This window comes from Lentzea aerocolonigenes (assembly GCF_000955955.1).
GTDB classification, from domain to species: Bacteria; Actinomycetota; Actinomycetes; order Mycobacteriales; family Pseudonocardiaceae; genus Lentzea; species Lentzea aerocolonigenes_A.
Genome location: NZ_JYJG01000073.1, coordinates 1 through 6,213, shown reverse-complemented (window position 1 = coordinate 6,213; position 6,213 = coordinate 1). Strand labels below are relative to the sequence as shown.

Annotated in this window: 5 protein-coding genes; 3 read left to right on the top strand and 2 right to left on the bottom strand. The window is 68.2% G+C overall.

The genetic code is table 11. The annotated features are described in order from the left end of the window. Positions 1-86: 86 nt before the first annotated feature. Both UK23_RS12990 and UK23_RS12985 read right to left on the bottom strand, forming a co-directional pair. On the bottom strand, positions 87-833 hold the full coding sequence (locus tag UK23_RS12990; RefSeq protein WP_045311727.1) for an IclR family transcriptional regulator: 747 nt from the start codon (positions 831-833) through the stop codon (positions 87-89). Further along, positions 833-1,798, bottom strand: a complete 966-nt coding sequence (locus tag UK23_RS12985; protein ID WP_063778064.1) for a sugar kinase — start codon at positions 1,796-1,798, stop codon at positions 833-835. The genes UK23_RS12990 and UK23_RS12985 overlap by 1 nt, the downstream gene beginning before the upstream one ends. 85 nt (positions 1,799-1,883) lie before the next feature. Between UK23_RS12985 and UK23_RS12980 the strand changes: the two genes are divergently transcribed. The 3 genes from UK23_RS12980 to UK23_RS12970 are packed head-to-tail and all read left to right on the top strand — an operon-like array spanning position 1,884 to position 6,167. Then, positions 1,884-3,176: an amino acid deaminase gene (locus UK23_RS12980; RefSeq protein WP_045311726.1), complete on the top strand. Its 1,293-nt coding sequence runs from the start codon at positions 1,884-1,886 to the stop codon at positions 3,174-3,176. Positions 3,177-3,189: 13 nt separating this feature from the next. Next, on the top strand, positions 3,190-4,773 hold the full coding sequence (locus UK23_RS12975; protein WP_045311725.1) for an N-acyl-D-amino-acid deacylase family protein: 1,584 nt from the start codon (positions 3,190-3,192) through the stop codon (positions 4,771-4,773). Further along, positions 4,770-6,167, top strand: a complete 1,398-nt coding sequence (locus UK23_RS12970; protein WP_045311724.1) for a GntP family permease — start codon at positions 4,770-4,772, stop codon at positions 6,165-6,167. Before UK23_RS12975 ends, UK23_RS12970 begins: the two co-directional genes overlap by 4 nt. Positions 6,168-6,213 lie beyond the last annotated feature (46 nt).

Genomic DNA, 6,213 nt, shown 5'->3' with positions numbered 1-6,213 from the left:
CTTGCGCACACCCTGCGAGAACTTCGCCACCGGCTGCGGCGCGTCGGCGGTCTTGATCTCAACCTTGGACAACGGAATTTCCCCTTTTACCTTGGTACGTAACCGCATTCAAGTGACGCGGCTTCTGCGGTGGCGAGCAGGTCCGGAAGATGGGACAGGAGCCCGTCGAAGTCGAGCAGCACCTTGGGCACCGACATCGACACGGCGGCGAGCACCTCACCCCGTGAGCCCTTGATCGGGGCTCCGATGCAGTGGATGAAGTCCTCGTGTTCGGCGTTGTCGACGGCGTACCCGTTGGTGCGCACCCGATCCAGCTCCGCGAGGTACGCGGCCGGGCCGGTGATGGTGTTCGCCGTCAGCCGCGGGAACTCCATCGTCGCCATGATCTTCTGCAACGCCGGAGCGGGCAGGTCGGCCAGCAGGATCTTCGCCACGGCCGTGCAGTGCAACGGCGCGCGGCGGCCGATGCGCGAGTACATGCGCATCTGGTGCCGTGACTCGTACTTGTCGATGTAGATCACCTCACCGTCCTCATAGGACGCGAGGTGGACGGTGTGCCCCAGACGGGCGTTGAGGTCGCGCAACGCGGGCTCGGCGGCGCGGCGCACGTCGCGTTCCTCGAGGGCGAGGTTGGCGAGGTCGAACAACGCCGTGCCGAGGCGGTAGTGGTGCACTCCGTCGCGCTGCACGAACCGGTGCGACTCCAAGGTGCGCAACAACCGGAGCGTCGTCGACTTGTGCACGCCGATCACGCCGGACAGCTCGTCCAGCGTCTTCGGTCCCGTCGCGAGCTGGCTCACCAGTGTGAGCGCTCTGTCGAGACTCTGGCTCATTACACCTCCAGGCGGGCGGACGCCCAGGTCTGCGGGTCGGCGTGCAGCAGCGGATCTGTCACGTCGTCCGGCAAAGGATCTCCGACGTCCTCGGCGGTGAGCAAAGCGGCAGCCGCCTGCAGGTGGCCCGCGCGCAACCGGACCGACGGCGCCTCTCCCGCCAAGGTAGCCGCCAGGAACCCCGCGGCGAACGCGTCACCGGCGCCGACCGGTTCCACGACCTCGACTTTCAGCGCCGGTTCGAAGTGCGACGAACCGCTCTCGAGCAGCGTCGCGCCCTCCGCACCCTGCTTCACGACCAGCGCGGACGGGCCCGGCAGCAGCTTGCGCAGTCTGGCCGCGTCGCCCGTCCCCCACACCAGCTCGGCCTCGTCGGAGCCCGCCAGAACCACGTCGGCCATGTCCGCGAGCTCCCGCAGCACGCGCGGGTCGCGGTCCGCCCACAGCGCGGGCCGCCAGTTCAGGTCGAACGAGATCTTGAACCCGTGCCTGGGGCGCCTGAGCAGTTCACGCATCATCGCGAGGCACGAATCGGACAGAGCGGGCGTGATTCCGCTGAGGTGCACCAGCTTCACCTCGCCCAGGCCCAGCCGGTCGATCATCTCCAGCCCCATGCCCGACGCCGCCGAGCCGCGCCGGTAGTAGCGCACCGGGCTGCCGTTCGGTGAGGCCTCCTTGACGTAGAGGCCGGTCGGGCGGGTCGGGTCGATCCGCACCTTCGACACGTCCACGCCGTGGCCGCCGACCGCGTCGAGCACCGCGAGCCCGAACGAGTCGTCGCCGACCGCGCTGACCCACGACGACCGGATGCCGAGGCGCGTGAGGTGGACGGCGACGTTGGACTCGGCGCCCCCGACGGCCCGGTGCCAGGTGCGCACCAGGTGCACAGGACCGGGTTCAGCCGGAACCATCATCACCATGGTCTCGCCGAGACACACGACACCGCCGACGTGTTCGAACCGCATGCGTGCTCCATAGGTGTTCGTTGACGGCGGCGCTACCGAATGCTACACACTCCAGCATCACATCGCGCAATGGGAGTTGCAAAATATGCAACATCTGATGGAGATGGACCTCTCGGCCGTCGCAGACATCAGGTCGGAACGCATCGGCTGGCGGTTCAAGGGCCTGCCGTCGAGCACGTTCGGGTCGACCATCGGCGAGGTCGCGGACCAGCGACTGGACCTCTTCGCCGACGAGTTCGTCGGGCCGCTCGTCGTGCTGGACGCGGACGCGTTGACGCACAACCTGACGACGATGGCCAAGTGGTGTGCCAACCACGGCGTGCAGCTCGCGCCGCACGGCAAGACGACGATGGCGCCGCAGCTGTTCCAGCGGCAGATCGAGCACGGCGTCTGGGGCATCACCGCGGCCAACGCGTCGCAGCTGCGCGTCTACCGGGCGTTCGGGGTCTCGCGCATCCTGCTGGCGAACCAGTTGCTGGATCCCGGGGCGCTGCGCTGGCTGGTCGCCGAGCTGGATCACGACCCGCGGTTCGAGTTCAGCTGCTGGGCCGACTCCGAGGCCGGGGTCGCGCTGATGAGCGAGACGTTGCAGGAGCTGCAGCCGTCCCGGCCGGTCGACGTATTGGTCGAGCTGGGTGCTCCTGGCGGGCGAACCGGTGCGCGCGATCTGGAGACGGCTTTGGCCGTAGCGCGGGCCGTGGATCAAAGCCCGGTGCTGCGACTGGCGGGCGCGAGTGGCTACGAAGGTGCGTTGGCGCATGACGCCTCCGAGTCTTCGCAGTCCATTGTGGACCGATATTTGACCGACCTGCGGACGTTGGTGCTGCGGATGGCCGACGCGGGCATGCTCGACGAGCTCGACTCGGTGATCGTCACCGCTGGTGGTAGCGCGTACTTCGACCAGGTGGCGGCGACGTTGACGCAGCCGTGGCCGATTCCGGTGAACCCCGTGTTGCGCAGTGGTGCGTACATCACGCACGACGACGGCTTCTACCGCGGGATCTCGCCGTTCTCCCGGATCGACGGTGTGGAGCCGTTCCGTTCGGCGCTCAGGGCTTGGGCGCAGGTGACGTCACGGCCGCAGCGCGACCTGGCGTTGCTGACGATCGGCAAGCGCGACGCGTCGTTCGACGAGGGTCTGCCGGAGCCGCAGCTGGTGCGCCGCCGTGACGGCGCGGTCGCGCCGCTGACCCAGGCCCAGGTCTCCGCGATGAACGACCAGCACGCGTTCCTCCAGCTCGGCGCCGAGGCCACGGTCCGGGTCGGCGACTGGGTCGGGCTCGGGCTTTCCCACCCCTGCACGGTGTTCGACAAGTGGCAGCTGATCCCGGTCGTCGAGGGCACGACCGTGGTCGACCTGATTCGCACCTACTTCTAAGGGGAGTGCTCCGATGGACGACGTCGTCCTGCGCGGACCACTGATCGCCGACGGCACCGGCACGCCCGCCTACCGCGCGGACGTGTCCATCAAGGACGGTGTGATCGCGTCGATCGGCCACGGGTTGAGCGGGACCCGGTCGATCGACGCGGACGGGCTGGTGCTCGCGCCAGGGTTCATCGACATGCACTCGCACTCGGACCTGCGGATCCTGGCCGAACCGGACCACCTGGCGAAGGTCTCACAGGGCGTCACGACCGAGGTGCTCGGCCAGGACGGACTGTCGTACGCGCCGGTCAACGACGAGGTGCTCGCGACGTTGCGCGGCCAGCTCGCCGGGTGGAACGACGACCCACCGGGCTTCGACTGGAACTGGCGCTCGGTCGGCCAGTACCTCGACCGGCTCGACCAGGGCATCGCGGTGAACGCGGCGTATCTCGTCCCGCAAGGAACGTTGCGGATGCTGGCCGTGGGCTGGGAAGACCGGCCGGCAACCGACGCCGAGATGCTCGTCATGAAGAACAAGCTGGCGAAGTCGTTGGTGGAGGGCGCTTTCGGCATGTCCTCCGGGCTCACCTACACGCCCGGCATGTACGCGGAGACGTCCGAACTCGTGCAGCTCTGCGAGGTCGTCGGCAACTACGGCGGCTTCTACAGCCCGCACCACCGCAGCTACGGCGCGGGCGCGCTGGAGGCGTACGCCGAGATGGTGGACGTGTCGAGGCGCTCGGGCTGTCCGCTGCACCTCGCGCACGCCACGATGAACTTCCCGGTGAACAAGGGCCGCGCGCCCGAACTGCTGGCGTTGCTGGACGACGCGATCGCCTCCGGTGCGGACATCAGCCTCGACACCTACCCGTACCTGCCCGGTGCGACCTATCTTTCCGCGCTCCTGCCGTCGTGGGCCACGGAAGGCGGGCCGGAACGCGCGCTGGCAAGGTTGTCCGATGTGGACACCCGCGAGCGCATCCGGGAGGAGATCGAGGAGATCGGCTCGGACGGCTGCCACGGCGTGCCGGTCGACTGGGACTCCATCGAGATCAACGGCGTCCGCAACGACCGCAACGCCCACCTCGTCGGGGCCAGCGTGCTGCAGTCGGCGGCGCGGCTGGGGCGCAACCCGGCCGACCTGTACTTCGACGTGTTGGTGGACGAACGCCTGGGTACCTCCTGCCTCATGCACGTGGGCCACGAGGAGAACGTGCAGGCGATCATGAAGCATCCGGCGCACACGGGCGGCAGCGACGGCCTGCTCGTGGGCGACCGGCCGCACCCGCGCGCGTGGGGCACGTTCCCCCGCTACTTCGCGCGCTATGTCCGTGAACTGGGCGTGCTGAGCCTGGAGGAGTGCGTCGAGCACCTCACCGGCCGGGCCGCCAAGCGTTTGCGGCTCACCGACCGAGGTCTGGTCCGCGAGGGCTACGCGGCCGACCTGGTGCTGTTCGACGCCTCGACGATCGCCGACACGGCGACCTTCGACCGGCCTCGGCAGCAGGCCGCCGGCATCCCGTACGTGTTCTGCAACGGGGTGACGGTGATCGACGACGGAACCGCCACCGGCGCATTGCCAGGCCATTCACTCAGGAGCCGCCCGTGATCAACTGGTTGCAACACTCGACACCGGGTCTGCTGACCCTCGCGGTCCTCAGCATCGCGGTGCTGTTGCTGCTCATCATCAGGTTCAAGGTCGAGCCGTTCATCGCGTTGATCGTCGTGGCGCTGGGCGTGGCACTGGCCGCGGGCGTGCCGACGGAGACGCTGGTCGGGTCGGCGCAGAAGGCCTCGGACTCGTTGCTGGAGAAGGGCTTCGGCGGCATCCTCGGCCACATCACCGCGATCATCGGGCTCGGCACGTTGCTGGGCGCGATCCTCGAGGCGTCCGGTGGCGCGCAGGTGCTGATGGACAAGCTGATGACCGCGTTCGGCGAGAAGCGCGCGCCGGTCGCGATCGGCCTCGCCGGCCTGATCTTCGGTGTGCCGGTCTTCTTCGACATCGGCATCTTCGTGCTGGCGCCGTTGGTCTACGTGGCTGCGAAACGGTCGGGCAAGTCGATCGTGCTGTTCAGCATGCCTTTGCTGGCAGGCCTTTCGGTCATGCACGCGTTCATGCCGCCGCACCCAGGACCGGTGGCGGCGGCCGGTCTGCTGAAGGTGTCGCTCGGCTGGATCATCATCATGGGTCTCGCGGTGGCGATCCCGTCGTGGTTCGTCGGCGGCATCCTGTACTCGTACTGGATCGGCAAGCGCATCAACGTGCCGGTGCCGGAGGAGATGCTGGTCGCGGCCGAGCAGGCGCGTGCGGAGAACGGTGATCGAGAAGCACCGTCGCTCGGCCTGGTGCTGTCGATCATCGGCCTGCCGCTGGTGTTGATCCTCGCGGGCACGTTCGGCTCGATCCTGCTGCAGAAGGGATCGCGGCCGTACTCGATCGCGACGTTCTTCGGCACGCCCGCCGTGGCGTTGACGATCGCGGTGCTGCTGGCGTTCTGGCTGCTGGGCTTCCGGCGCGGCATGACGCGGGACAAGATCGCCGAGATGGCGGGCGCCTCGCTTCGTCCGGTCGCGATGATCCTGCTCGTGGTCGGTGCCGGTGGCTTCTTCGGCGCCGTGCTCGCCGCGACGGGCATCGGCAAGACGCTCGCGGGCGAACTTTCGGACCTCGGCCTGCCGGTGATCGCGTTGTCCTACGTGATCAGCTGCGTCATCCGGATCGCGCAGGGTTCCGCGACCGTCGCGATCGTGACGACCGCGGGCATCGTGGCACCGGTGCTGGCGGACCTGAACTACTCGCAGCCACAGCTCGCGCTGGTCGTCATGGCCATCGCGTCCGGTTCGATCATCGCCTCGCACGTCAACGACGGCGGGTTCTGGATCGTGTCGCGGTACTTCGGGCTCTCGGTGAAGGAGACGCTGCAGTCGTGGACCGTGCTGGAGACCATCCTCTCGGTAGTCGGTTTCGTGGTCGCGGGCCTGCTCAGTCTGGTTGTCTGAGCAGGTGCGAAGAAAGCTGATCTGTTTGCTCGTGGTCGCGGCGGCG